This is a genomic window from Jeongeupia sp. HS-3, from assembly GCF_015140455.1.
Classification (GTDB): domain Bacteria; phylum Pseudomonadota; class Gammaproteobacteria; order Burkholderiales; family Chitinibacteraceae; genus Jeongeupia.
Genome location: NZ_AP024094.1, coordinates 2,218,126 through 2,243,055 on the forward strand (window position 1 = coordinate 2,218,126; position 24,930 = coordinate 2,243,055).

29 protein-coding genes, 1 pseudogene and 1 riboswitch are annotated in these 24,930 nt (G+C 63.1%); of the genes and pseudogenes, 17 read left to right on the forward strand and 13 right to left on the reverse strand.

The annotated features are described in order from the left end of the window. Position 1 precedes the first annotated feature (1 nt). The 4 genes from JLC71_RS10595 to JLC71_RS10610 form a co-directional block, all read right to left on the reverse strand. Positions 2-2,182, reverse strand: a complete 2,181-nt coding sequence (locus JLC71_RS10595; protein WP_200915383.1) for a RelA/SpoT family protein — start codon at positions 2,180-2,182, stop codon at positions 2-4. A gap of 108 nt (positions 2,183-2,290) precedes the next feature. Continuing rightward, a complete protein-coding gene (gene rpoZ, locus JLC71_RS10600) occupies positions 2,291-2,500 on the reverse strand; it encodes a DNA-directed RNA polymerase subunit omega (RefSeq protein ID WP_200915384.1) in 210 nt (69 codons plus the stop codon). 81 nt (positions 2,501-2,581) lie between these two features. Continuing rightward, positions 2,582-3,196: a guanylate kinase gene (gene gmk / locus JLC71_RS10605; protein ID WP_200915385.1), complete on the reverse strand. Its 615-nt coding sequence runs from the start codon at positions 3,194-3,196 to the stop codon at positions 2,582-2,584. Positions 3,197-3,353: 157 nt separating this feature from the next. Next, on the reverse strand, positions 3,354-4,220 hold the full coding sequence (locus JLC71_RS10610; protein WP_200915386.1) for a YicC/YloC family endoribonuclease: 867 nt from the start codon (positions 4,218-4,220) through the stop codon (positions 3,354-3,356). A gap of 126 nt (positions 4,221-4,346) precedes the next feature. On the opposite strand from JLC71_RS10610, the gene JLC71_RS10615 reads away from it, so the two are divergent. The 9 genes from JLC71_RS10615 to hemW all read left to right on the forward strand — a co-directional run bounded on the left by JLC71_RS10615 (position 4,347) and on the right by hemW (position 11,374). Continuing rightward, entirely contained in the window at positions 4,347-5,315 is a 969-nt protein-coding gene (locus JLC71_RS10615) for a serine/threonine protein kinase (RefSeq protein ID WP_200915387.1), read from the forward strand. Then, positions 5,312-6,223 carry a PP2C family protein-serine/threonine phosphatase gene (locus JLC71_RS10620; protein WP_200915388.1) on the forward strand — a complete coding sequence of 304 codons (912 nt, stop codon included), beginning with the start codon at positions 5,312-5,314 and terminating at the stop codon, positions 6,221-6,223. Before JLC71_RS10615 ends, JLC71_RS10620 begins: the two co-directional genes overlap by 4 nt. Positions 6,224-6,290: 67 nt before the next feature. Next, entirely contained in the window at positions 6,291-7,007 is a 717-nt protein-coding gene (rph, locus tag JLC71_RS10625) for a ribonuclease PH (protein WP_200915389.1), read from the forward strand. Then, positions 7,004-8,005 carry a tRNA dihydrouridine(20/20a) synthase DusA gene (dusA, locus tag JLC71_RS10630; RefSeq protein ID WP_200915390.1) on the forward strand — a complete coding sequence of 334 codons (1,002 nt, stop codon included), beginning with the start codon at positions 7,004-7,006 and terminating at the stop codon, positions 8,003-8,005. Before rph ends, dusA begins: the two co-directional genes overlap by 4 nt. Then, positions 8,002-8,643 (forward strand): retropepsin-like aspartic protease family protein, encoded by a 642-nt coding sequence (locus JLC71_RS10635; protein WP_200915391.1) that lies wholly within the window; start codon positions 8,002-8,004, stop codon positions 8,641-8,643. Before dusA ends, JLC71_RS10635 begins: the two co-directional genes overlap by 4 nt. Positions 8,644-8,651: 8 nt before the next feature. Further along, the gene (gene rdgB / locus JLC71_RS10640) at positions 8,652-9,251 is read left to right on the forward strand and encodes an RdgB/HAM1 family non-canonical purine NTP pyrophosphatase (protein WP_200915392.1); all 600 of its coding nucleotides are present in this window, start codon (positions 8,652-8,654) and stop codon (positions 9,249-9,251) included. Next, positions 9,248-9,478: a hypothetical protein gene (locus JLC71_RS10645; RefSeq protein ID WP_200915393.1), complete on the forward strand. Its 231-nt coding sequence runs from the start codon at positions 9,248-9,250 to the stop codon at positions 9,476-9,478. The genes rdgB and JLC71_RS10645 overlap by 4 nt, the downstream gene beginning before the upstream one ends. 109 nt (positions 9,479-9,587) lie before the next feature. Then, a complete protein-coding gene (locus JLC71_RS10650) occupies positions 9,588-10,079 on the forward strand; it encodes a helix-turn-helix domain-containing protein (RefSeq protein WP_200915394.1) in 492 nt (163 codons plus the stop codon). Positions 10,080-10,144: 65 nt separating this feature from the next. Continuing rightward, on the forward strand, positions 10,145-11,374 hold the full coding sequence (hemW, locus tag JLC71_RS10655) for a radical SAM family heme chaperone HemW (RefSeq protein WP_200915395.1): 1,230 nt from the start codon (positions 10,145-10,147) through the stop codon (positions 11,372-11,374). Positions 11,375-11,413: 39 nt separating this feature from the next. Here the strand turns inward: hemW and ribB are convergent, their stop codons facing one another. After that, positions 11,414-12,076, reverse strand: coding sequence for a 3,4-dihydroxy-2-butanone-4-phosphate synthase (gene ribB, locus JLC71_RS10660; protein WP_200915396.1), 663 nt, complete (start codon positions 12,074-12,076; stop codon positions 11,414-11,416). Positions 12,077-12,170: 94 nt separating this feature from the next. After that, positions 12,171-12,325: riboswitch (FMN riboswitch) on the reverse strand. A 124-nt stretch (positions 12,326-12,449) separates the two neighbouring features. Between ribB and JLC71_RS10665 the strand changes: the two genes are divergently transcribed. Together JLC71_RS10665 and rnk are read left to right on the forward strand one after the other, a co-directional pair. Continuing rightward, a complete protein-coding gene (locus tag JLC71_RS10665; protein ID WP_200915397.1) occupies positions 12,450-13,340 on the forward strand; it encodes an alpha/beta hydrolase in 891 nt (296 codons plus the stop codon). A 68-nt stretch (positions 13,341-13,408) separates the two neighbouring features. Further along, on the forward strand, positions 13,409-13,822 hold the full coding sequence (rnk, locus tag JLC71_RS10670) for a nucleoside diphosphate kinase regulator (RefSeq protein WP_200915398.1): 414 nt from the start codon (positions 13,409-13,411) through the stop codon (positions 13,820-13,822). Positions 13,823-13,832: 10 nt separating this feature from the next. On the opposite strand, the gene JLC71_RS10675 is transcribed toward rnk, so the two are convergent. Beyond that, positions 13,833-14,888 (reverse strand): L,D-transpeptidase family protein, encoded by a 1,056-nt coding sequence (locus JLC71_RS10675; protein WP_236250866.1) that lies wholly within the window; start codon positions 14,886-14,888, stop codon positions 13,833-13,835. A gap of 3 nt (positions 14,889-14,891) precedes the next feature. Here JLC71_RS10675 and JLC71_RS10680 point away from each other — a divergent pair, with 3 nt between their 5' ends. After that, positions 14,892-15,434, forward strand: coding sequence for a L,D-transpeptidase (locus JLC71_RS10680; protein ID WP_200915399.1), 543 nt, complete (start codon positions 14,892-14,894; stop codon positions 15,432-15,434). Positions 15,435-15,624: 190 nt separating this feature from the next. Here JLC71_RS10680 and JLC71_RS10685 read toward each other — a convergent pair whose 3' ends face one another. Next, complete coding sequence (locus JLC71_RS10685; protein WP_236251046.1) at positions 15,625-16,011, reverse strand: Lpp/OprI family alanine-zipper lipoprotein; 387 nt, start codon at positions 16,009-16,011, stop codon at positions 15,625-15,627. Positions 16,012-16,131: 120 nt separating this feature from the next. Between JLC71_RS10685 and JLC71_RS10690 the strand changes: the two genes are divergently transcribed. From JLC71_RS10690 to JLC71_RS10705, 4 genes and pseudogenes are all read left to right on the forward strand, one after another. Then, on the forward strand, positions 16,132-16,515 hold the full coding sequence (locus JLC71_RS10690; protein WP_200915401.1) for a Rid family detoxifying hydrolase: 384 nt from the start codon (positions 16,132-16,134) through the stop codon (positions 16,513-16,515). 161 nt (positions 16,516-16,676) lie between these two features. After that, positions 16,677-17,291, forward strand: coding sequence for a LysE family translocator (locus JLC71_RS10695; protein WP_200915402.1), 615 nt, complete (start codon positions 16,677-16,679; stop codon positions 17,289-17,291). Between the two features lie 113 nt (positions 17,292-17,404). Then, positions 17,405-18,189 (forward strand): annotated as a pseudogene (locus tag JLC71_RS10700) (IS5 family transposase). A gap of 29 nt (positions 18,190-18,218) precedes the next feature. Then, the gene (locus JLC71_RS10705; RefSeq protein ID WP_200915404.1) at positions 18,219-18,866 is read left to right on the forward strand and encodes a GGDEF domain-containing protein; all 648 of its coding nucleotides are present in this window, start codon (positions 18,219-18,221) and stop codon (positions 18,864-18,866) included. A 43-nt stretch (positions 18,867-18,909) separates the two neighbouring features. Here the strand turns inward: JLC71_RS10705 and panC are convergent, their stop codons facing one another. The 6 genes from panC to pcnB form a co-directional block, all read right to left on the reverse strand. Further along, positions 18,910-19,746 carry a pantoate--beta-alanine ligase gene (gene panC, locus JLC71_RS10710; protein ID WP_200915405.1) on the reverse strand — a complete coding sequence of 279 codons (837 nt, stop codon included), beginning with the start codon at positions 19,744-19,746 and terminating at the stop codon, positions 18,910-18,912. Then, entirely contained in the window at positions 19,743-20,348 is a 606-nt protein-coding gene (locus JLC71_RS10715) for a transglutaminase-like domain-containing protein (RefSeq protein WP_236250867.1), read from the reverse strand. The genes panC and JLC71_RS10715 overlap by 4 nt, the downstream gene beginning before the upstream one ends. A 13-nt stretch (positions 20,349-20,361) precedes the next feature. Beyond that, positions 20,362-20,946 (reverse strand): HD domain-containing protein, encoded by a 585-nt coding sequence (locus tag JLC71_RS10720; RefSeq protein ID WP_200915407.1) that lies wholly within the window; start codon positions 20,944-20,946, stop codon positions 20,362-20,364. A gap of 9 nt (positions 20,947-20,955) precedes the next feature. Next, positions 20,956-21,747, reverse strand: coding sequence for a 3-methyl-2-oxobutanoate hydroxymethyltransferase (gene panB, locus JLC71_RS10725; RefSeq protein WP_200915408.1), 792 nt, complete (start codon positions 21,745-21,747; stop codon positions 20,956-20,958). A gap of 123 nt (positions 21,748-21,870) precedes the next feature. Next, entirely contained in the window at positions 21,871-22,389 is a 519-nt protein-coding gene (gene folK, locus JLC71_RS10730; RefSeq protein WP_200915409.1) for a 2-amino-4-hydroxy-6-hydroxymethyldihydropteridine diphosphokinase, read from the reverse strand. Next, complete coding sequence (gene pcnB / locus JLC71_RS10735; protein ID WP_236250868.1) at positions 22,389-23,702, reverse strand: polynucleotide adenylyltransferase PcnB; 1,314 nt, start codon at positions 23,700-23,702, stop codon at positions 22,389-22,391. The genes folK and pcnB overlap by 1 nt, the downstream gene beginning before the upstream one ends. Before the next feature lie 211 nt (positions 23,703-23,913). Here pcnB and JLC71_RS10740 point away from each other — a divergent pair, with 211 nt between their 5' ends. After that, a complete protein-coding gene (locus tag JLC71_RS10740) occupies positions 23,914-24,780 on the forward strand; it encodes a PhzF family phenazine biosynthesis protein (protein ID WP_200915411.1) in 867 nt (288 codons plus the stop codon). Positions 24,781-24,930 lie beyond the last annotated feature (150 nt).

The following is a 24,930-nucleotide window of genomic DNA, read 5'->3' on the forward strand; positions in this document are numbered from 1 at the left end:
CTCAGGCCCGCACCCGCTGCAGGCGGTAGATCACCGGCAACTGCCGCAGCCGGCGCATCACCCGCGCCAGATGCACGCGATCGTGTACCTGCAGGGTGAATTGAACCTGGATATAGCGTTCGCCCTCGGCTTCCTGCGTCGTCACCGCGCCGATATTGGCCTCGGCCTCGCCGATCGCCGTGGCGATCTGGCCGAGTACGCCACGTTCATTGTCGGCCAGCACCCGTACCGGCACATCGAAGAAGCGCTCGACCAGCGGATCCCATTCAACGTCGATCAGCTTCTCGGCATCGACGTGGCCCTTGGCGAGTAGCGGACAGTCGTGGGTATGGATGACCAGGCCCTGGTCCTTTTTGACGATACCCAGAATCGGATCGCCCGGGATCGGATTACAGCAGCGGCCAAACTGCACCGCCATGCCTTCGGTGCCGCGTATCGTCATCGCCGCAGTGCGGCGCACGCCACCGGCCTCTTCGCGCCACAGCCCGGCAAGCTGCAGCAGCCGCTTGACCACGACCACGGCCAGCCGCTTGCCTAGGCCGATATCGGCGAGGACTTCATCCTTGTCCCTGGCGCCATTTTCCTTGACGTAACGATCCCACACCTCGTCATTCAGCTCGACCTGCGCCTGCTGCAGACTCGAAAAGCCCTGCCCCAGCAAACGTTCGCCCAGATTCACCGATTCCTCGAAACGCATGCTCTTGAGGAAATGGCGGATGTGGCTGCGCGCCTTACCGGTGGTGACGAAGGTCAGCCAGCTCGGATTCGGCTTGGCATGTGCGGCGGTGACGATCTCGACCTGATCGCCGTTCTTGAGCTTGGCGCGCAGCGGCACCAGCTCGTGGTTGACCTTGGCCGCGATGCAGCGGTCACCGATGTCCGAGTGCACCGCGTAGGCGAAATCGACGCAGCTTGCGCCGGCAGGCATCGACAGAATCTTGCCCTTGGGCGTGAACACGTAGACCTCGTCGGGAAACAGATCGACCTTGATGTGTTCAAGAAATTCGACCGCATCGCCCGACTCGGACTGCAGCTCCAGCAGGCTTTGCAACCACTGGTGGGTTTTCTGCTGCACGTCCGAGAAGGTCTCGTCACCGCTTTTGTACATCCAGTGACTGGCAACGCCGGCGTCGGCAACGCGATGCATTTCGGCGGTGCGGATCTGGATTTCGATCGGGGTGCCGTAAGGGCCGAACAAGGTCGTATGCAGGCTCTGGTAGCCGTTCGACTTCGGGATGGCGATGTAATCCTTGACCTTGCCGGCGATCGGCTTGAACAAGGCATGCAGCGCACCCAGCGCCAGGTAACAGGTCGGCACATCCTTGACGATGACACGGAAGGCGTAGATATCCAGCACTTCCGAGAACGACAGCGATTTCTCCTGCATCTTGCGGTAGATACTGAAGAGGTTCTTCTCGCGCCCGGACACCATCGCCTCCAGCCCCGCGCCCATCAGCTGCGCACGCACGGCGTCGAGAATCCGTCCGACCACTTCACGACGATTGCCGCGCGCAGCCTTGAGCGCCTTCGAGAGCACCGCATAACGCCGTGGATGCAGGTATTTGAACGACAGGTCGTCCAGCTCCTGATACACCGCGTTCAGGCCGATACGGTTGGCGATCGGTGCGTAGATTTCCAGCGTTTCGCGAGCGATGCGCTTTTGCTTGTCCGGCCGCATCGCATCCATCGTGCGCATATTGTGCAAACGGTCGGCCAGCTTGATCAGGATCACGCGCAGATCGCGCGCCATCGCCAGCAGCATCTTGCGGAAGTTTTCCGCCTGCGCCATTTCCTTGCTCTGGAATTCAAGCTTTTCCAGCTTGCTCATGCCGTCGACCAGATCGGCGACATGACGACCGAATTTCTCGGTAATTTCCAGCTTGGAAACGCCGGTATCCTCGACCACATCGTGCATCAGCGCGGCGGCCAGCGCCTGCGCATCCAGATGCCAGGCCGTGAGGATGGTCGCGACGGCGAGCGGGTGCGAGATGTACGGTTCACCCGACTGGCGTGTCTGGCCACGGTGGGCGATTTCGGAAAACTTGAAGGCACGGGCGAGGAACTCGCGATCGTCCGGCTTCAGATAGGCGGTATCGTCGGAGAGAAAACTGTTGACCGCATCAAGAACGTGCGGTGCTTGGGCTGCGAGCTCGGGCAGCTCGTGCGGATTTATCGCGGGCATGCCCCCACCTTTGCCGTCCTGCAGGGACAGACAGAGTCGTCAGTAGAGCGACAGATCCGCATCGGCAAACAACGCGGCCCGGACAATGCCGGGCCGACGTTTCGCAACTCAGATACGGTTGCGGTTGAGGATTTCGCGGCCAATGATGCCAGACGCGACTTCACGCAGTGCCAGTACGGTCGGCTTGTCCTTGCCCGGATTGTCGACTTGCGGGGTCGAGCCATTGGCGATCTGGCGAGCGCGGTAAGCGGCGGCCAGAGTCAGATCGAAGCGGTTTTCGATGGTATGCATGCAGTCTTCAACGGTTACACGGGCCATGTGGGTCTACTCCAAATCAAGCAAGATCGCCCAAACAGGCGACAGATACGACCATTCTACCAGAGAGCGGCCTCGCCTCGATCAGCCCTTGAGGCTGGCGATCAATGCACCATGCCGTTCGACCTGTCGTGTCAAACGCAGACGTTCGGCACGAACGATGCCGATGATGTCGCGCACCGCTTCATCGATATGCTCATTGACGATCAAATAATCGAACTCTTCGGCATGACCGATTTCGGCACGCGCCTCGGCCATGCGCCGGGCGATCACCTCGTCGGCATCCTTGCCGCGGTTCTTCAACCGCTGCTCCAGCACCTCGAGCGACGGCGGCAGCACGAAGAGGCCGATCGCATCAGGGAACAGCCGGCGAACCTGCTCGGCACCCTGGGTATCGATTTCCAGCAGGATGTCGCGCCCCGAAGCACGCGCCTCGGTGATCCACGTCTGCGAGGTGCCGTAGTAATTGCCGTAGACCTCGGCGCACTCAAGCAACTCACCGCGCGCGATCATGGCCTCGAAGGTGGCGCGATCGACAAAATGGTAATCCTTGCCATCGACTTCGCCGACGCGCGGCGCGCGCGAGGTGAACGAGATCGACAGCTGCACATTGGCATCGCCGGCGAGCAGCGCTGCGACCAGCGTGGTCTTGCCGGCGCCCGACGGCGCGGTGACAACGAAAATATTGCCTTGGGTCATCGCGGATCAATTCCGTAACAAAATTACACCGAGCCTAGCATAGCCCGCCGGTATGGAAAACGGCGCATCGGCCGTCGCCAGCAAAAATCGCCACAATGCCGCAGCGCAAGGCCGTGCAGCGCCGCCGTACCGCCAGCGCTTACACCATCAGCCGCGCTTACTCGATGTTCTGGATCTGCTCGCGCATCTGCTCGATCAGCACCTTGAGTTCGATCGATGCACGGCTGGTTTCAGCCGATACCGATTTGGAGCCGAGGGTATTGGCTTCGCGGTTGAGTTCCTGCATCAGGAAATCCAGCCGCTTGCCGACTGCACCGCCCTTTTGCAGGATGCGGCGGATTTCGCTCAAGTGTGCGGTGAGGCGTGACAGCTCTTCATCGACGTCGATCTTCTGCGCGAACATGACGATTTCCTGGCGGATACGGTCATCGTCGGCGGCGCCGATCGCTTCGACGAAACGCGCGGTCAGCCGGGCTTCGTATTCGGCCACCAGCACCGGCAGGCGCGGTTTCACTTCGGCGACAATGGCTTCCATGCCGACGATGCGTTCAAGCAGATGGTCCTTGAGCTTTTCGCCTTCACGCGCACGGCTGGCCTTGAAATCGGTCAGCGCGATGTCCAGCAACGCGACCAGCGTTTCACCGAGCGCTTCGTCCTGCGGCGCTTCCTGTACCAGCACACCGGGCCAGCGCATCAGCTCACCGAGCTTGAGTTCGCCACCATCCGGCACCAGTTCGCGCGCTTCGGCGGTGACTTTGAGCAGCTCTTCGAGCAAGGCGCGGTTCAGTTGCAGCTTGGCCGACGTGGCGGCCTGGGCATTGAAATAGGCGCGGCATTCGACCTTGCCGCGTGACAGCGAGGCACCGATGCGCTCGCGAATGGTGCCCTCGAACGCGCGCAGGTCTTCACCGAGGCGCAGCGACAGATCGAGAAAGCGATGGTTGACCGCGCGTACTTCGACGCTGAGCGTGCCAAGCGCCAGCTCGCGCTGCGCGTTGGCATAACCGGTCATGCTGAAAATCATTGGAACTCCTTGTGGTCTGGCAGATGCAGCAGGGAAACAGCGTGTGCTGCGCAACTTTACTTTCGCCGGGGGGGCACTCAGAATCGGCGCGACACCGACAGGCAAAGCCAAGCATAAAAATCACGGATGGCGACACCGAGTAATCAACCCCTATCACGGGGCTACCAGCTACAGAATTATACGATCGCCAAGCTCCTGTCGGCTGGCGGCTTCAGTATCGTCTACCTCGCGCACGACGAAAACGATTATCCCGTCGCAATCAAGGAATACCTGCCAAATTCACTCGCGCTGCGCCGCGAGGGCGAACGGGTCGAGGCGACCAGCGATGACAATGTCGCCATGTTCCGCCACGGCCTCAAGTGTTTCTTCGAGGAAGGCAAGACCCTGGCGCGCATCCTGCATCCGAATATCGTCCGGGTGCTGAATTTCTTCCGCGCCAACGATACCGTTTACATGGTGATGGAGTACGAGCGCGGCCGCACCTTGCAAAAGGAAATCCAGCTCAAGCACGAGCGCGAAGGCGTCGACGAAAAGCTGATCCGCCACGTGTTCTTCCACCTGCTCAACGGCCTGCGCGAAGTACACCTGAACAAGCTGCTGCACCTGGACATCAAGCCAGCGAACATCTACATCCGCAAGGACGGCTCGCCGGTGCTGCTGGACTTCGGCTCGGCGCGACAAACGCTGACGCAGGAGCACGCCAAGCTCACGCCGATGTACACCCCGGGCTTCGCCGCCCCGGAGCAGTACAACAAGAAGAACGAGCTCGGCCCGTGGACCGATATCTACGGCATAGGCGCATCGATGTTCGCCTGCCTCGCCGGCACCGCGCCGCAGCCGGCCGATGCCCGCCAGAAAGCCGACAAACTGATCGACCTGCGCATCGAGCACGGCGATCGTTATTCGCCCGAGCTGCTCGACCTGATCCACCAGTGCCTGTTGCTGGAGCCGACGGCCCGGCCACAAAGCGTGCCGCAGCTGCAAAAATCCCTGATCGAAGCCGGCTCACCGCCAGCCAGAAGACCGGGGCTGGTTCGTACCGTCCAACTGGCCTGGCGCAAACTCACCGTTAAACCCGACCGGGGGTTCGAATGAAATTCACCGTTTATCAAGACACCCGGCGCGGCGCACGCAAGAACAATCAGGACCGGCTCGGCTACTCGTACAGCCGGGATGCCCTACTGTTGGTCGTTGCCGACGGCATGGGCGGCCATCTGCATGGCGAAGTCGCCGCGCAAATCGCGGTGGAACTCCTGACCGACCAGTTCGAGCAAAAAGCACAGCCGGCGCTGGCCAATCCGCTGCAGTTTCTGGCCGACAGCTTCCAGCGCTGCCACGAGGCGATCTACGACTACGCCGCAAGCAAGCAGATGCTGGAAATCCCGCGCACCACCTGTGTCGCCTGTATCGTCCAGGACGACATCGCCTACTGGGCGCACGTTGGTGATTCGCGCTTGTACTTGCTGTGCGGCAGCAAGGTGCTGACGCAGACGCGCGATCATTCCAAAGTGCGCCGGCTGGTGGATGAAGGCAAGATCACCGAAGAAGAAGCCAAAACGCACCCGGAAAAGAACAAGATCTACTCGTGTCTGGGCGGCGTCTACCCGCCCGAGATCGACCTGGGCGGCAAGATCGCGCTGTCTGACGGCGACACGCTGCTGCTGTGCTCGGACGGGCTGTGGGGCTCGCTCGAAGACGAAGAACTCGGCCAGTTCCTTGGCGCCTTCCCGGTGCTGTTCGCCGTGCCGCAATTGATGGACAGGGCCGAGCTGCGCGGTGGCAAATTCGGCGACAACCTCTCGGCGCTGGCGATCAACTGGCACGACTCGGACGAGAAAGAACTCTCCGGCAACGCCTTCGTGTCGACCCAGAAGCTCGATTTCCACACGATTTCAACGCATGTCGACCCGCTCAGCGCCAAACAGGGCGGTGATTTCACCGACGATGACATCGAAAACGCCATCGCCGAAATCCAGGCGGCGATCGCCAAGTATTCCAAATAGGCCCGAGGCGCGCGCGGCCCGCCCCCGGCGGTATAATCCCTTGATTCGATTGATCTCAAGGATAGACATGCGCCCGTCCGGCCGTACTCCCGCGCAACTTCGCACCGTCCGCCTCACCCGCAATTACACCCGCCACGCCGAAGGCAGCGTACTGGTCGAGTTCGGCGACACCAAGGTGCTGTGCACCGCCAGCGTCGACGAAAACGTGCCGCCCTTCCTGCGCGGCAAGGGCCAGGGCTGGGTCACCGCCGAATACGGCATGCTGCCGCGTTCGACCAATAGCCGCATGCGCCGCGAAGCCGCCGCCGGCAAGCAATCCGGCCGTACCCAGGAAATCCAGCGTCTGATCGGCCGGTCCTTGCGCGCGGTGGTCGACATGGCCGCACTGGGCGAGCGCCAGATCGTCATCGATTGCGACGTGATCCAGGCCGACGGTGGCACCCGCACCGCGGCGATCACCGGCGCCTTTGTCGCGCTGACCGACGCCATCAACGGCCTGATCGCCGCCGGCAAGCTCGAAGCGAGCCCGATCCGCGAACACGTCGCCGCGGTGTCGGTCGGCGTGTATCAGGACACGCCGGTGCTCGATCTCGACTATCCGGAAGACTCGGACTGCGAAACAGACATGAACGTGGTGATGACCGGTAGCGGCACCTTTATCGAGGTGCAGGGCACCGCCGAGGGCGTGCCGTTTTCGCGCGCCGAAATGAACGCGCTGCTCGATCTGGCCGACGCCGGCATCCGCGAGCTGATCGCGGCGCAGAAGGCGGCTTTGGCAGCATGAGTACCGTAGTGAAACCGTCGCGCCGCTTCTGCATCGCGCCGATGCTCGACTGGACCGACCGCTTTTACCGCCGCTTCGCCCGCGAACTGAGCCGCGATGCCTGGCTGTACACCGAGATGGTCAACACCGGGGCGATTTTGCACGGCGACAAGATGCGCCACCTGCGCTTTGACGACGTCGAAAATCCGCTGGCGCTGCAACTCGGTGGTTCCGACCCGGCCGATCTGGCCAAGTGCGCCAAGATCGCCGAGGACTGGGGCTACGACGAGGTCAACCTCAACGTCGGTTGCCCGTCCGAGCGCGTGCAGTCCGGGTCATTCGGCGCCTGCCTGATGCTCGAACCGCGGCTGGTGTCCGACGGCCTCAAGGCAATGCGCGATGCGAGTTCGATCGACGTCACCGTCAAGCACCGGATCGGCATCGACGCGGTCGAGGATTACGATTTCGTGCGTGATTTCATCGGCCACGTCCAAGATGCCGCCGGGGTGACGACCTTTATCGTCCACGCCCGCAATGCCATCCTCAAGGGCTTGTCGCCGAAAGAGAACCGCGATATCCCGCCGCTGAAGTACGACTACGTGTACCGGCTGAAGCGCGATTTCCCGCAACTGGAAATCATCATCAACGGCGGCATTGCCACGCACGACGACATCGCCGCGCATCTCGAACACGTCGACGGCGTAATGGTCGGCCGCGAGGCATATCAGAACCCGTGGATGCTCGCCGACGTCGATGCGCGCTATTACGGCAGCGACTGGCGGCCGGACAATCGTGAAGCGGCGATGCGCGCGCTACGCCCCTTTGTCGAAGCCGAACTCAAGGCCGGCACGCCGTTGCGCTTTTTTGCCCGTCACGTGCTCGGCCTGTATCAGGGCGAACGCGGTGCACGCGGCTGGCGCAGAACGCTTTCGGATGCCAAATTGCTCAAGGATGCCGGCTGGCCGCTGATCGAAGCGGCGATGGCGCAGATGCACACTTCGGAGTCGTCCCCCGCATGAATGTCCCGCTCGCCGCCGCCCTTGTCGTAGCCCTGACCGCGCCTGCCGTCCTCGCCACCAACATCACCTTGATGGCGGTGCTCGGCAACAAGGCCATCCTGAATGTCGATGGCGTGCAGCGCACCGTGGTGGTCGGCCAGAGCGCCGGCAACATCAAGCTGCTGGCCTTGAACAGCGAGGCAGCGACGATAGCGGCGGGCGGCGCGCAAAAGCGGCTTCTGCTCGGCGAGGGCTATACCGTCAGCGGCGGTCGCGATGACGGCGGCGGCAGCCTGACACTCATGGCGGATGGTGGCGGTCATTTTTATACCGACATCCGTATCAACGGCGTGGCACAGAAAGCCGTCGTCGATACCGGCGCCAGCTTCATCTCGCTCAGCAACAGCGTCGCCGAGAAGATGAAGATCGACTACCGCAAGGGCCGCGAAGGCACGGCCAGCACCGCCAACGGCAAGATCAGCGTCTGGGTGACCAAGGTGCCGAAAGTGCAGATCGGCAACCTCATGCTCTATGACGTCGACGTGTCGGTACAAAACGGCAATACCCTCGATATCGTTCTGCTCGGCAACTCCGCGCTCAACCGCTTTCAGATGAAGCGTGACAACGACCTGCTCACGCTGACCAAGAAGACTTACTGATTCCCGCCATGACCATGCAAAAAATCGTCCTCGCCAGCAACAACAAGGGCAAGATCCGCGAATTCCGCCACCTGCTCGAACCGCTCGGCCTTGAGATCATTCCGCAGGGCGAGCTGAACGTGCCCGAATGTGATGAACCGTTCTTCACCTTCGTCGAGAACGCGCTGGCCAAGGCCCGCCACGCCAGCCGCATCACCGGCCTGCCCGCGCTGGCCGACGATTCGGGCATCTGCGTGCACGCGCTCGGCGGCGCGCCGGGCGTGTACTCGGCGCGCTTCGCCGGCGAGCCGAAATCGGACGCGCGCAACAACGAAAAACTGCTGGCCGAGCTGGCCGAAAAAACCGACCGCAGCGCCTATTACTACGCCGCACTGGTGCTGGTGCGCTCTGAGGCCGACCCGCAGCCACTGATCGCCGACGGCGTCTGCGCCGGAGTTATCATCGAAGCCCCGCGCGGCGACGGCGGCTTCGGCTACGACCCGCTGTTCCTGCTGCCGCAATACGGCCGCACCGTGGCCGAAATCAGCGCCGACGAGAAGGCCGCGATCTCGCACCGTGGCCGCGCGCTGCGCATCCTGGTCGACAAGCTCAAGGACACCCAGCTATGAGCGCCTGCAGCAACGAAGCCCGCTACGCCATCTGGCAACGCGACGACGCCTCGGTGGTGTCGTGCACCGAGAAGGTCAAGGTCATGAACGAGAACCTCGACGAAATCGCCCAGCTGATGCAGGATGCGCTGGAAGACGGCATCCTGATGGAAGTGTCCGAAGCGCAAATGAAGGACGTGCTGCACAAGCTCGTCGACGCGCTGCACAATCCCTACGGCCAGCGCTAAGCCATTGTATTGATTCAACTGTCGGGGTCGTGTCGGGGGATGTCGCGCCGCTGTCGTGGCCAAGGACGATGCACAGAGCCACCATTCCCGTGTCGATTCGGAGAACGCAATGCTGATCAAGGAACTGCGCATCACCCGGGGCTGGTCACAGGAGCAGCTGGCCGAACTAAGTGGCCTGAACGTGCGCACGATCCAGCGCCTCGAACAAGGTGCAACGCCCGGGCTGGAAACGCTCAAGTCGCTGGCGGCAACCTTCGGAATCGACATCGACCAACTTCGCAAGGATGTTCCGATGTCGACCTTAGCCTTACCCAAAACACCTGATGCCCAACGGCTCGCTCAAATCACCGCCGAAGTGAAGTGCCGCAACGGGTTTTACCTTCATCTGGCGCAATACGTACTGATCATGAGCGTGCTGCTGGTGATCAACCTTTACAGCTCGCCGCATTACTTCTGGGTGATCTATCCAGCGCTCGGTTGGGGCGTCGGTCTTGCTGCGCATGGCTTGTGCGTTTCCTCCGTTACGCGCGGCTGGTTCGAACGGTGGCAGCGGCGCGAAATCGAACGCCGCCTTGCGGCAGGCGATACGCAGCAGCGCTGACAGGCGCGGCACGGCAAGCGCGCTGCCGGGGGTAGAATAGCAGTCACTCTCTCCCTTGCCGCGCCATGCATACCGTTTCGCTTTCCGCCATCAGCCGCCCGTCCACCGGCCCGCAACTCACCGCACTGCCGCCGCTGGCGCTGTATATCCACTTTCCCTGGTGCGTGAAGAAGTGCCCGTATTGCGACTTCAATTCGCATGCGCTGAAGTTTGGCGGTGCTGGCGGTGGCGATGACGGCCGGCTCGATAGCACACTGGAGGCGGCGTATATCGATGCGCTGATCGCCGATCTGGAATCCTGTCTGCCGCTGATCTGGGGCCGGCCGGTCACGTCGATCTTCATGGGCGGCGGCACGCCTAGCCTGTTTTCCGCCGAGGCAATGGACAGATTGATCGCGGCAATCCGCGCGCGGGTGAAACTGCTGCCCGACGCCGAAATCACCATGGAAGCCAATCCCGGCACCTTCGAGGCCGACAAGTTCGCCGGCTTTGCGCATGCAGGGATCAACCGGCTGTCGATCGGCATCCAGAGCTTTGACGACGCCAAGCTCAAGGCACTCGGGCGCATCCATGACCGCGATGCCGCGCGTCGCGCCATCGAGATCGCCCACGCCAACTTCGACAATTTCAATCTCGACCTGATGTACGCGCTGCCACAGCAGACGCTGGCCGAGGCGCTGGCCGATATCGATACCGCGATCGCCGCCAAGCCGACGCACATCAGCGCCTATCACCTGACGCTGGAACCGAACACGCTGTTCCACCGCTATCCACCGCCGGTGCCCGACGATGATCTCGCCGCCGATATGCAGGATGCGATCGAAGCGCGGCTCGCCACCGCCGGATTCGAGCATTACGAAACCAGCGCCTTTGGCCTGCCCAAGCGCCGTGCGAAGCACAATCTCAATTACTGGACCTTCGGCGACTACCTCGGCATCGGCGCCGGCGCACACGCCAAGATCAGCTTCCCCGACCGCATCATCCGGCAGATGCGCTACAAGCAGCCGACCGAATACCTGGCGAAGATGCGCGAAGGCAGCGCGGTGCAAACCGAAGAGGCGATCACGCTCGAACAGCTGCCGTTCGAGTTCATGCTCAACGCGCTGCGGCTGACCGATGGCTTTGCCATCACCCTGTTCGCCGAGCGCACCGGCCTGCCGATCACCCGCGTGATCAACGAAATCGAACGTGCCTGTGCCGAAGGCCTGCTTGAGCGCACGCTTGATCACGTTCGCCCGACCGCGCAGGGCCGGCGCTTCCTCAATACCTTGCTTGAGCGTTTTTTACCCGATTGAGCGCAGTAAAAACGGCACGCCTTGGCGTGCCGTTTTTCATCAGGCGGCCATCGCCGCTTCGTGCTGCCGCGCTTGCTGCCGGTACCAGACAAGGTCGGCGATCGTCAGCACCGGCAGGCCGTGCTGTTCGGCGTAGGCGATGACCGTATCGCCGCGCATCATCGTGCCGTCCGGGTTCATCAGTTCGCACAGCACCGACGCATCGCTCAGGCCGGCCAGCGTGGCCAGTTCAATCGAGCCTTCGGTATGCCCGCGCCGTTCGAGCACGCCACCGGGGCGGCCCCGCAAAGGGAAGACGTGGCCGGGGCTGACGAGCTGCGCCGGATCAAGGCTCAGCGCCGCACGGATCGTCGTCACCCGGTCGGCCGCGGAGACGCCGGTCGAGACGCCGTCGCGCGCCTCGATCGACACGGTGAACGCCGTGCTGTTGCGGCTGCCGTTGCGCGCGACCATCTGCGGCAATTGCAGCCGGTTCAGCGCGGCGTCGCTCAAACACAGGCAGACGATGCCGCTGCCGTCGCGGATCATCTGCGCCATGCTGGCGGCGTCGATGCGCGCGGCGGCGACGATCAGGTCGGCCTCGTTCTCACGATCTTCATCGTCGAGCAGCACCACCGGCCGGCCGATGCCGGTGGCGATCACCGCGGCTTCGAGCCGCTGCTGCGCAGTGGTAGTGGAAAAGTACTGGTCAAACTTGGACATGAATTAACGCTCCGCAGTTGGCGAAAGCGTTCAGGGCCAACCCGGAACCGGGTCGGAGACAGCCGTTCGCCTCCCTGACGGGCGTGGCGGCAAGCCTGGTCTTCTCTCATCCGGACTTTAACCGTCGGCTCCGGATTCTGACCGGATCTGCTGACCCTGCTTTCGCAGGCGCTCGCGGGCTCGGCGCCCTTCTTTCCAGATGGACACCCTACCGCCGGTGGGGAATTTCGCCCCGCCCTGAAGACGCATAGTGCCGCGACGGATGTCGCGACGATTCAGATGTTAACAAAATCGATGCGCTACGGGCAGCTGCGGCTATCCCGCACCCGGTGCTATCCTGCCAAGCTCATAAAAAGAAAGCATGGAGGAAGCAATGAGAAAGCTATGGGGTTTACTGGCGGGTTTACTGATGGCGCTGCCGATGGCCACAGCATTGGCTATCGTCCCGCCGGGCGATCGCGACACCCAGCTCGATCGCTGGGCTGAACGGCCGGAAGCGCGCGTCGACTACGTGACCACCGATGCACCACTGAACTGGTCGAAGCTACGCGTCCGCAGTTGGCGCCAGCCCAAGCCGGCACCGCATGTGCTATTGCTGCACGGTGCCACGCTGCAACAACTGCTCAAGGCCGGCCACGTCGCCCCCTGGGGCATCAACGACGACCCGCACGCACTGTTCTACAGCATGGGATTCAACGTATTCGAGCTGTCCCGGCGTGGCTACGAAGGCTCGGAAGGCACGCCCAGCGAAGTCGCATGGCAAGGCCGGCAGTTTCCGGACGACGACAGCGCCATGCGCGCACTGCTTACCGACGCGGCCAAGGATGTCAAACCCGTGCTTGCGTGGCTGCGCACGCAGCCGGACGTATTGCCGCAAGGCGTCATCCTCGGCCATTCGTTCGGCGGGCTGCTGGCGCTCCACGTCAGCGCCGCCGCGCCCGAGATCAGGGCGGTCGTCGACGTCGCCGGCGGCTATTCGAGCGTCGGCCTTGCCGAGCCCAGCAAGTCCGCCACGTATGCCGAATCGGCCATCCTCGACCTGACAGCGACGCGCACGCCCGCGCTGCTGGTCTACTCGCCCGGCGATACGCTGGTGCCGGTCGCGCTGGGGCATGCGCTTGCGGCAAGATCGCCAGCGACGCGCCAGCTCGTCACCCCGAAAACGCTTGAAGGCCGCGATCCGCATTCGGCGCTGATCTTCGGCTACAACCTCGGTTTCTGGCAGGACGACCTTTATGCCTTTCTCGCCAAACAACTCCCTTGAGCCCAAACAGGGAACCACGGCGCGCAAAGTGGTCTAATGGGCTTCATGCAACCCGATGAGGCTTTTCCATGTCCGCATTGCCCCCGATTACGGTGTCGTCGCTCGATGCCGATCGCCTGTACGAATTGATCGATACGCTGCCGGCGGCCGCCTTTCCCGGCGCGGCAACGCTGCGCGCGGAACTGGATCGCGCCACGCTGCTGGAACCGGAAGACATGCCGGCCGACGTGGTGACGATGCGTTCGCGCGTCCGTTTCGAGATCGCCGGTTCGGGCCAGACCTTCGAGCTGACGCTGTGCTACCCCAAGGATCTGAACGGCTCGGCCGAGCAGATTTCGATCACCGCGCCGGTCGGCAGCGCGCTGCTGGGGCTGGGCATCGGCCAGCAAATCACTTGGCCCGCCCCCGGTGGCGGCACGACCAGTGTCAAAATCCTCGACGTGGTGTACCAGCCGGAACGCGCCGGCGATCTGGGCCGCTGAACGCCAACGCTCAAGGGTTGGCCGCGGCCTCATCGGCCGGCGGCTGCTTGGGCGCCGGCAATGAGGCATCGTTGGCGCCGGCACCATACGGCGGCAAATCGTAAGCTTCGGCCGGCATCGCCGAGAGCACGGCCCCCGGATCGACACTGCTGTCGTTCAGCGCGACCGGCAAGGCGGTCGGGGCATCCAGCAAGCGCTGCTTGCGCTCGGGGTCGAACGGCTGGCCGGCCAGCGCCGCATCCAGCGTGCGCTGATCAAGCAGCCGTTCAGCCCATTCCGCCGGGGTCGGCTCACCCGGATATTCGGCGACCGGATCAAAGCTGCTCATCCACGTTTTCCCCTCTGCATCACCCACCAGCACCGGCTGATTGATCACCCGGAACGGCGTGCCGATCTTGAGTTGCGCGAAGAGTTCGGCCGCATCCTCGGGGTAAAGATGCATGCAGCCGTGGCTGACACGCATGCCGACGCCCCAAGGCCGGTTGGTCGCATGCAGGAAAATGCCGGGCCAAGCAGTACGCATCGCCAGCATGCCCATCGGGTTATCTGGCCCCGGAGGGAAATACGCGGGCATCTCGACGCCCTCTTCCGCGCGATGTTCGTCACGGATGGTCTTAGGCACGAACCATCCCGGATCGCGGAATTTACCGGTGACACGGCTCAGGCCCAGCGGCGTCGACCACCCTTCGCGGGCGATACCGATCGGATAGGTGATCACCTCTGCCGCCTTGCCTTTTTTCGCCGGCGGAAAATAAAACATCCGCCGCTGCGGGATGTTGACGACTATGCCTTCCCAGGGTTTGGGCGGCAGGATGAAGCGGGTCGGAATCACCACCCGGGCCCCCGGCCCCGGTGTCCAGACCGACATACCGGGATTGGCGCTGGTGATCTCGGTATAACCAAGATCAAAATGACGCATCAGGTCGAGCAAGGTGTTGTCCGGCGTTGGCGTCACGACCCGAACCTCACCGACCAACGTACTGTCATCCGTTGGCAGGGTGAACGTCGCCGCCGTTCCCATGGTCGAAACCAGCATGGCCAGCAGGCCGAATACGCATGAGTGCATACGATGCCGCTGCACCGCTACTTTGCCCTTTTCACCCTGATCGGCGCGCTCTGTGCACATGCCGAACCTTGGGCCCGCGTTGATACCGCCGCACAAACGCTGACGGTGTATTCGCAATCGGGCGTGGCACTGTTGGTCATCAAGCGGATTGCCCTGGGCAGCGGTGGCGTTGCCGATATGCACTACCGCGGCGACAACACCACGCCCCGAGGCGACTACCGCATTCGTGCGATTCGTTCCTCGCATCGCTTCATCACCTTTTACGAGCTGGACTACCCTAAGACCAGCCAGGCCGAACAAGCGTTCCGCGATGGCCGTTTGTCCAGAGAGACGCGCGATCTGATCGTGGCGCAAAACGATATCGGCGAGCGGCCGCCGCAGCATACGATTCTGGGGGGATGGATAGGCATTCACGGCATCGGCGACGGCAATCCGCAGATACACCGCTTTTACGACTGGACCGACGGCTGCATTGCGATGGATAACGAGGCCTTGGCGCGTTTCGGCGAGTGGGCCGACATCGGCATGCGGGTGGAGATTCGCTAAAGACTTGTTCATTGTCTTGCCACGCACTCCTGACCGCGATTCATCGCACTGCGCCGGGCACGCCGCAGCCCTGCCACGCCTTTCAATGCGTGCCAGCAGCGTACCTCCCCCGCGGCGGGGAGCGTGCAACAGGCGCACCCAACCAGGGGTAATCGTGCGGAGCGCACCGTAGCGCGCCCCGCGCGACACATCATTTCATCATCGATTTTTTGAAGGCCCGATCTACCTTCTCATTGGCCGCTGCCGCTTCGGCCAGCGCCCTGTCGGCCTTCTCGTTGGCTTGTTGCGCCATCGTGGCCGCGTTGTTTGCCGTCGTGGTATTGGCGTTGGCTTTGGCCAGTGCCTGATCCGCGGTTTGCTGCGCCTTGTCGATCGCGCTCTTCAGCGACATCGAATCACTGGCACAACCACTCAACAAAACCAGCGCACCTGCCGCAACGGCAAGGAAGGCTTTACGACAAAGATCCGTCTGCATGACATGCTCCTTGAAAAGGAAGGCAAATTTAAAGGGAAGCCCAATGCCGGGGCACCGGCAAACCGGCGCACCTTCCCTCTTTAGAGTCCTGCAAACCGCCATGCGCAAGCCGATACGCCATTTAGCCTGACACCGGGCCGATAGCCGGCAGCAAACAGGCCTTCGCCACACAAACGCCGCTACAATAGCCGCCACTTTCAATTGTCAGCGGGGCAAGCAGCCATGAGCAAAACCATCATTCACAGCGACCACGCGCCTGCCGCCGTCGGCACCTATTCGCAAGCGGTCAAGGTTGGCGATACCGTGTACCTGTCTGGCCAGATCGGCCTTGATCCGCAAAGCGCCGTGCTGGTGGATGGCTTTGAAGCGCAATGCCATCAGGTCTTCAAAAATCTGCGTGCGGTTTGCCTGGCTTCGGGCGGCGACTTGGCCGACATCGTCAAGCTCGGCGTCTTCGTCACCGATCTGGCCAACTTCGCCAAGCTCAACGAAATCATGGCTGACTATTTCAGCGCGCCGTTCCCGGCCCGCGCCGCCATTCAGGCTGCCGCCTTACCCAAGGGCGCACTGGTCGAGGCTGACGGCGTACTGGTGCTCAGTAAGTAAGCATCATCGCCATCGATCATGGGCAGCCTTGAGCTGCCCATTTTTCTTGGTGACGCCGGCAGCTGTATCGGGATTGCGCAGCGGCGATTGTGACTATCGCGATCGATAGCGCTCGCCCAAACTCTGAATCACCCAGCCTGCATCCACGGACAGAACGCCTCATGCACCTTGAGCTCTGGTTGGCTTTCGTCGCCACCACTTTTTTCATTTCCGGCACGCCCGGGCCGAACATGTTGTTGATGCTCAGCCACGGCACCCGCTATGGCTGGCAAGCGACGCTCTCGACCATGGCCGGCGCGCTGACCGGGCTGGCACTGCTGTTCACGCTATCGGCCTTTGGCCTTGCGGCGGTACTGGCTACCTCGGCCAGCCTGTTTCTGCTGCTCAAACTGCTTGGTGCCGCCTATCTGGTCTATCTCGGCGTGCAATGCTGGCGAGCCGGCGATGAACTGGACGAACCCAATGTTCGCGGGGATTCGACTTGGGCACGCTACCGGCTTGGTTTGACGGTGGCACTGTCGAACCCCAAGGCCATCCTGTTCGCCGCCGCCTTTCTGCCGCAGTTCGTCGACGCCCGTTTGCCGCAGGGGCCGCAATGGGCACTGCTGCTAGTGACTTTCTTCTTGATCGAAGCCGGCTGGCAAATCGCTTACGCCGCTGGCGGGACACGGCTCGCAAGCTGGATGCATCGGCCCGGCCGGATCCGTTACTTCAACCGCTTTTGCGGCTCGGCCTTCTTTGCGGTTGGTGGCGTTCTGGCGCTGGCTCGACGATAATTTGTAAGAATTATGCGGACAGCACGCTGAAAAACTTTCACAGAAAAACTTTATACTGACGCCATTCTAGATGGTGTCGTCACGAGTGATTGGCGAGTGTGTATGCTGCCGCCATGACAAGCACACCGCCGACCAAGCGCCTGGTACACCGCCGCCACGACCTTCCTGATCAAACGTGGCTTTTGCTCGAACCGCTCCTGCCCGGTCGCCACGGCGCCTGGGGCGGCCGGGCCAGAGATAACCGCCTGTTCCTCAACGCCGTGTTCTGGATTTTGCGTACCGGCGCCCCATGGCGCGATTTGCCGCCCGATTATGGCGACTGGAAGAACACCCACCGCCGCTTTTGTCGCTGGCGTGACAAGGGCGTCTGGGCACACCTGCTTGAAGCGCTGATCACCAATCCGGATTTCGAATGGCTGATGATCGACGCCACGCATGCCAAGGTGCATCCGCATGCCGCCGGCGCACGCGGCGGCAATCAGGCAATGGGGGTGACCAAAGGGGGCTAAACAGTAAGCTGCACTTGGCGGTGGACGCGCACGGCATGCCGGTGCGGGTCTTGGTGACCTCGGGCACGACGGCGGACTGCACCCAGGGCGGCGCGTTGATTGACGGCTTGAGCGCGGAATACCTGCTGGCTGATCGTGGCTATGACAGCGACGCCATCGTTGCTCAGGCCTCGGCGCAAGGCATGAGAACGGTGATTCCGTCGCACCGCAACCGTAAGGCGCCGCGTGAACACGATGCGGCGCTGTATCGCCACCGGCATCTGGTTGAAAATGCGTTTTTGCAGCTCAAACGCTGGCGAGGCATCGCCACGCGCTATGCCAAGAATGCGGCGTCATTCCTGGCGGCAGTCCAGATTCGCTGCATTGCGATCTGGGCGCGCATCTTGTGACGACACCACCTAGCCATTCACAACCTTTTATGCTGGAAACCCGTTGGCAACTGGGCTGGCAAGACGGCAACCGGGCGGTGATCGTGGCACTGATCCTCATCCACCTGCTGCTGCTGGCCGCGCTGCTGGCGCTGGTGCAGCGACACCAGATCCGCCTGCGCGCCAGACACAAGGAAACACGGCGACTCAACCACCTTGCCCGCCACGACCCGCTGACGCGGCTGCTTAACCGGCACGCCTTCGATCTGCACCTGCACGCACTGATCGAGACTCAGCAGCCATGCACACTGCTTTTTTTCGACCTAAACGGTTTCAAGGCGGTCAACGACCGCTTTGGGCACGATGCCGGCGATCACGTCCTGCGTACCCTTGCCTACCGGCTGCAAACGCATATCCGCAGTGACGATTTGATCGCACGCTGGGGCGGCGACGAATTCGCACAACTTATCGCCGAGCCGCTGAGCGCATCCCGCGAAGCCGAGCTGATCGCCACGCTGCGCACACTGCTGAGCAGGCCGGTGCCATGGCACGAACAAAAGCTCACCATCGGCGCCAGCATCGGCGTCGCGCGTTTTCCGCACGATGGCGACACCGCCGAAGCACTGCTGAAAGCGGCCGACCGGCGCATGTATAAAAACAAACAGGCACGGAATCTACCCGCGCCTGTTGCCAGCTGAACGGCTAACGGCTTCTAAGCAGCGGCCGCGGCCTCAAGCAGGATCAGCACTGGATTTCGATATTGTCGATCAGCCGGGTCGCGCCGATCCGCGCCGCCAGCAGGATCACCAGCGCGTGGTCGGTATGCACCGCCGGCTTCAGCGTCTTGGCGTTGCGGGTTTCAACGTAATCGACGATCCAGCCGTGACGCACCAGATCCTCGATGGTGTCCTCGGCCAGACGGGCGAAATCGCGCTCGCCCTTGACGATCGCATCGTGCATCCGGGTCAGGTGCTGATGCAGCCTTGGCGCCTCGGCGCGCTCGGCTTCCGACAGATAACTGTTGCGCGACGACAGCGCCAGGCCGTCACCGGCACGGCCGGTATCGACCGACACCACCTCGATCGGCATGTTCAGCTCTTCGACCATTTGCTGCAGGATGAAGAGCTGCTGGTAATCCTTCTTGCCAAAGCAGGCGACGTCGGGCTGGACGATGTTGAACAGCTTGCTCACCACGGTGGCGACGCCGCGGAAGTGCCCCGGACGGAAAGCGCCACAGAGTTCATCCTGCAACGCCGGCGGCTCGACCTTGTATTGCTGGATCACGTGCGGATACAGCTCTTTTTCATCCGGCGCGAACACCACCGCGTGGGCGCATTCGTGCTCGATCAGCGCCGCATCGTGGTTGAGCGTGCGCGGATAGCGGTCGAAATCCTCGCCCTGGCCGAACTGCAGCCGGTTGACGAACAGACTGACCACGACGGACTGCGCCCTTGCCTTGGCTTCGCGCACTAGCGCCATATGGCCGGCGTGCAGATTGCCCATCGTCGGCACAAAGGCAACGGTGCCGGCGGTTTTGCGCCATTCGCGCAGCTCTTTGATCGTATGGATGATTTTCATGGTGCGGGCTCGAAGACAGGAGGGTTCAGGTCGATCGGTTCGGCGCGGTAGTGCGAAACGCTCTCGCACGCTTGCAACCGGGCGATCAGTTCGGGCCACGGTTCGGCCCAGACTTCTTGATAGGTGCACTCGCCCGGATGCTGGATCGGATAGGCGAGATTTTCATGACCGGGGGTGAACTGGCAAGCGATCCCCGGCTTGCTGTTGCCGCGCGCGTCGCAGCGGTACCAGCCGTGGCCGTCGAGCCAAACCGCGGCGAAGCCGTGCAGACAGTAAGGCGGCTTCGGGCCGTCGAGCGTCAATCGCTGGTAGCTGAAGCCGCCGGGCAGACCGTTGGCACGCCATAGCGCCACCAGCAGATGGCTCTTGGCGTGGCAGAAGCCGGTGCCGGTCGCCAGCGTCCCGGACGCCGACACCGGCACTTCCTCGCGCTGGAAATCCATGCAGTGCTCGATCCGGTCGCGCACCCAGTCGAAACAGCGTCGGGCCGTCTCGATCTGCGTTGGCGCAGTCAGCGAAGCCGCCAGCGCGGCGACATCGGGATGATCGAAATCGACAACGTCGCTCGCCGTCAGGTAAGGCGCCAGATCTGCATCGTGCATACCGGTCTCCGTTTCAGGGTTTGAGGTCGCCGCGGGCAATGGCTTCATCGAGCCCGGCGCGCAGCCGTGCCCACACGCCCGGCAGCACCGGCGCGACCTTGGCCTCGTTCATCGCGATCACCTGCGATACGCCGATGCCGTGCTCGCGCCAGCTCTGGCCGCCATTGTTGAGGTTCTGCAGCATCGGCATCACCCGGTCGATGGCGCGGGCAAAACGCGCGTCGGCATCCGTGCCGTGCGAGAAATCGTGCCACAGCGTGAACAGCGCCTTGCCGGTATCGGCAGGCAAGAGGCCGAACAGGCGCTCGGCGCCGGCCAGCTCCAGTGCCTCGGCCTTCTGGCGCTGCGCGATGTCGTAGACCATCACGTCACCGGCGTCGATTTCGGGAATATCGTGCACCAGCAGCATTTTCAGCACACGGTTGATATCGACGGGGGCAATGCACTCGGCTTCGAGTGTCAGCGCCAGCATGCAGATCTGCCAGCTGTGCTCGGCGGTATTTTCGCGCCGGTCCAGTCCGATCGGCTTGTTCCGGCGCAGCACGCCCTTGAGCTTTTCCAGCTCAAGGGCAAAGGCAAAAATCGCGTCGAGCGCCATCGCGCGCCCTCAGTAGCTGTGTTCTTCGGCGGGGAAAGTACCGGCTTGCACCGCATGCACATAGGCCTCGAACGCGCCCTGGATGCTGGTCACGCCGTGCATGAAGTTCTTCACGAAGCGCGCCTTCTTGCCCGGATAGACACCGAGCATGTCGTACACCACCAGCACCTGACCGTCGACGTCGATACCGGCACCGATGCCGATGGTCGGCACGCTGAGCGATTCGGTCACGACCTTGGCGAGTTCGGCCGGGATCATTTCCATCAGCACCATGGACGCGCCGGCCTGTTGCAAGGCGAGCGCATCGCGCTTGAGCACTTCGGCCTCGTGCTGGGTCTTGCCCTGGATCTTGAAGCCGCCGTAAACATTGATCGATTGCGGTTGCAGGCCGATATGCGCGCAGACCGGAATCCCGCGTGCGGCCAGAAACGCCACCGTCTCGATCATCACCATGCCGCCTTCGATTTTGACCATTTCGGCACCGGCGGCCATCAGCCTGGCGGCGTTTTCGTACGCCTGCTGCGGGCTTTGCTGATAGGCAGCAAACGGCAGGTCGGCCAGTACCAGCGCTTCGCGATTGCCGCGGGCGGTGCAGGCGGTGTGATAGATCATCTGCTCCATCGTCACCGGCAGCGTGCTGCTCAGCCCCTGGATCACGTTGCCGAGCGAATCGCCGACCAGCAGGACATCGACGCCGGCCTCATCCATCAGCGTGGCAAAGCTGGCGTCGTAACACGTGAGCATGACGATCTTCTGGCCGTCCTGCTTCATTTTCTGGAGCGTGGAAATCGTGGTCTTCATTGCGTGATCCCGGTGGGTTGTTGGGCAGGCGATGCGGCGACGGGGTAACGCCGCCGCGTCCGGCATTATTCCACCGGCAACGCCAATCCGCCCATACGTATTGTTGCCGATCACACCGGTTGACTAAGCCGACGCGCCTTCGGCCAACGGCCGCCAACCGCTAGCGGGCACGCGGGCGATCTGCTGATCGGCCACCGCGGCGAGTCCGTCACGCGCCGGGCCGAAGCCGGGGATGACGATGTCCGGCGAGATCTCCAGCAGCGGCAGCAACACGAAGGCGCGGGTATGCATGCGCGGATGCGGCAGGCTCAAATGCGGCAGGCTCAGCGTAGCGTCGCCGTAGAGCAACAGGTCAAGATCGAGCGTGCGCGGGGCATTGCGAAAGCTGCGATGCCGCCCCTGCTCGACTTCGATCGCCAGCAAGGCGTCGAGCAAGGCCGGCGCACTCAAGGTCGTATCGACGCGGGCAACGGCATTGTGGAAATCGGGCTGGTCGGCGTAACCGACCGGCGCGCTGCGGTAGTAATCAGACACCGCGACCAGACGCGATTGCGGCAAGGCCGCCAGCGCCTCGACGGCGGCGTCGAGCTGCCGCGCCGGATCGCCCAGATTGGCGCCGAGCGCGATAAAAGCCGTGACCATTACGCCGCGCCGCTGGCCGGCGCCGCGGCCGGCTTCTTGCGCCGTGGCTTGCGCTTGCGCTGCGCGCCACCCTTGTCGCTGCCGGCAACATTGGCGATCAGCGACGAGCGCATCGCTTCGTCGGCGTACTGGAACTTGCCCCACCACTCGGCGAGGGCCTTGTCGGCCATGCCGCATTCGCTGCGCAGGACGAGGAAATCGTAGGCGGCGCGGAAACGCGGCTGCTCGACCAGCCGGAACGGCCGCTGGCCGACGCGCTGCTCGAAGCGCGGTTGCATCATCCACACTTCCTTCATTGCCGCGCCGTAGCGGTTCGGAATCGCCAGACGCTTGCCGACCCGCGCTTCGACTTCGCTCATCGCCGCCACCAGCGCCGGCATGGTGTGCTCGCCGGCGGCTTCCTTTTTCTTCCACAGCGCTTCGACGTCGTGCCACAGCAGCGTGGCGAACAGGAAACCCGCCGACACCGGCTTGTCTTCGGCCAGACGCGAGTCGGTGTTTTCCAGCGCGCGCTGCACGAAGGCCGCGGCGGCCGGGTCTTCAAGCTGGCGCTCCAGAATCGGCAGCAAGGCGTGATGCAGCCCTTCGGCACGCAGCGTCGACACACAGGCCCAGGCCTTACCCGACAGCAAGAGCTTCATGGTTTCGTCGAACAGCCGCGAGCTGGGGATGTTCTCCAGCAACGACGCCAGCGCGGCGATCGGCTTCTTGGTCGCCGGCGCGATCGTCAGCTCCAGCTTGGAAGCCAGACGCACCGCCCGCAGCATCCGCACCGGATCTTCGCGGTAACGCTGCACCGGATCGCCGATCATCACCAGCTGGCGGCGTTCGAGATCATCGACACCGTGGTGGAAATCGAGGATTTCTTCGCGGTTCGGGTCGTAATACAAGGCGTTGACGGTGAAATCGCGCCGCGACGCGTCTTCTTCGATATTGCCGTAGACGTTGTCGCGCAGGATGCGCCCGGCGTCGTCGGTCGGCGCATCCGAGGCGCTGCGGAAGGTCGTCACTTCGACGATTTCTTCGCCGTCGCGGTCGTAGAACGGCACGTGGACGATCTTGAAGCGCCGGCCGATGATGCGCGAGCGGTGGAAAACGTGACGCACCTGCTCCGGCGTTGCGCTGGTGGCAACGTCGAAATCCTTGGGGCTTTTGCCAAGCATCAGGTCGCGCACCGCGCCACCGACGACATAGGCTTCGTAGCCGGCGGCTTGCAGCCGGTCACAGACTTTCAGGGCGCCCGAATGCAGTTGGTCGCGGCGGATGCCGTAATGTTTGGCGTGCAGGACGCGCTTGCCGGGACGGCGAAGCACTCTTCCGATCAGTTTGCGGATCATTCGCGAGGCTGGGTTTGATTGATGATTTAACCCCGCATTATACAACCGAGTCGGCCGCTGGCCTGTTGCAATACGTAGCATGTGGTTCCCGCACGGCTGTCGCGGCCACTTGGGCGGCGGATTGTCACTGTCAGCCCCGTCGGCAGCATGGTTGAATCAAGGCACCGAACCGCTCACGGAGCCCGCCATGCCCAGCCTGCACTACCAGGTCGTCAATGTGTTCACCGCGCCCGATGGCAATCCCTTCAGCGGCAATCCGCTGGCGGTGTTTCCGCACGCCGACGGCCTCTCGGATGCGCGCATGCAGGCGATCGCGCGACAGCTCAACCTGTCCGAAACCACCTTCGTGCGCCACAGCGCCGATGATCGAACAGGGGCCGACGCCGACATGCGCATCTTCACCCCGAGTTATGAGCTGCCCTTCGCCGGCCACCCGACGCTGGGCACGGCGGCGGTACTCGATACCGAGCGCGGCCTCGGCGGCGAAGTCACGCTGCATTGCCCCGCCGGGGTCATCCCGGTCTCGATCCGCGACGGCCTCGCCACGCTGACGGCGCAAGCACCGCGCTTTCACGATGCGCCGGACAATGAAACGCTGGCCACCGCGCTCGGCATCGATGCCGCCCGCTTGGCCGGGCGCGCGCGTTTCGTCGACACCGGCACCGAGCAGCTGATCATCCCGGTGCGGGATGTCGACGACGTTCTCGCCTGCAAGCCCGATGCGACGCTGTTCAGCGCCGCGGCGGCCAACAGGCGCGGCATCGCCCAGGCGCTGGTGTGGGCGCGCTCGGATGAAGGCATCGTCGCGCGCTTCTTCTGGGTGCCCGCCGGGTCGATCGGCGAGGACTTCGGCACCGGCTCGGCGTGCGCCAATCTCGGCGGCTGGCTGCTCGGCGAGAAACAGGCGCTGCCGTTCAGCTCGGCCATGCTGCAAGGCTACGGCACCGGGCGGCTGGCGCACCTGCAACTGGATCTGGACGAGACCGGTACGATCCGCGTCAGCGGCCGGGTCAAGCACATCGGCCACGGTACGTTTGAACTGCCGGAGGAATAAGCCCTCCAATGCTCTGCCGCTGTGCTGCACGGGATGGCGGCGCGCCGCCATCCGTCAGTGCAAGGTAATTCGCACAGAAACACGGGCAGACCCACAAGGCATGACGGTTTTATAATCGCGGTCTTGTTCCGCCCCCCACACCAAGAGCGT